Origin of the sequence: Corynebacterium sp. HMSC078H07 (assembly GCF_001812805.1) — a bacterium.
Taxonomy (GTDB): domain Bacteria; phylum Actinomycetota; class Actinomycetes; order Mycobacteriales; family Mycobacteriaceae; genus Corynebacterium.
The window spans coordinates 1-702 of sequence record NZ_KV810497.1 but is presented as its reverse complement, the minus strand read 5'-3'; the positions used below and the strand labels follow the sequence as shown (position 1 = coordinate 702).

The 702-nt window shown below is 55.8% G+C and carries 1 protein-coding gene; it reads right to left on the bottom strand.

Annotation, left to right across the window (positions count from 1 at the left end; translation table 11 throughout):
• On the bottom strand, positions 1 to 702 hold a 702-nt coding region (locus tag HMPREF2875_RS09330; protein WP_141754611.1), incomplete at both ends, for an HNH endonuclease signature motif containing protein.

Here is a 702-nt window from a genome sequence, read left to right as displayed (position 1 = left end):
CCCCGGTATTCAACCGGAACATGTAACCCCTGCCGGTGGGTCGTTTCGGGTCATCGTCGTTAATACCGTTGTGGTAAGCGCACAAGAAGGTGAGATTTTTAATGTTGGTAAATCCTCCTGCCTGCCAGGGAATGAGGTGGTGGACTTCGCAGTAGTCCGCCGGCTTGTTACACCCTGGTCTGGAACAGGTTTGGGTTTCGGCGCACAGGCTGATGCGTTGCTTCCAACTGGCATGCCGCTGAATCCTATAAGAGTTAATGGGCCCTTCAAGGGGGTGGATGATGGTGGCGTAGCCAATCTCGGCAAACTTGTAGGCCAAAAAGTCTGCGCCGGTCATGCGTGCGCCGTTGGTGAGGTTAAGTTCTATTTCCTCCCCATCCCCGTTGATGATTTGGTCGAGTTCGTTGAGGGTGACTACGACTTGGGCATGTACGGCAGGTTTGGTGCCGATACCGCCGGTGACAATGACGGTGCGGGCAGCCTCAAGGAGGTTTGTTTTATTGACGGATTCTAGGGTGCCTCTGATGTCGGCGATGACGGTGGGGGTGTCGGTGATGGTGATGGAGTTCGGTCCCTTAGAGCGGTAGGTGAAGCGGACTCCGGGTTTGGCGGTGCGCTTGGACTGAAGTTCTTTTAGGCGTGTGGTGGCAACCTGGCGGATTTTGTGAGCGGGGGTGCCGGCAAGCTTGATGCGTAGGTTCC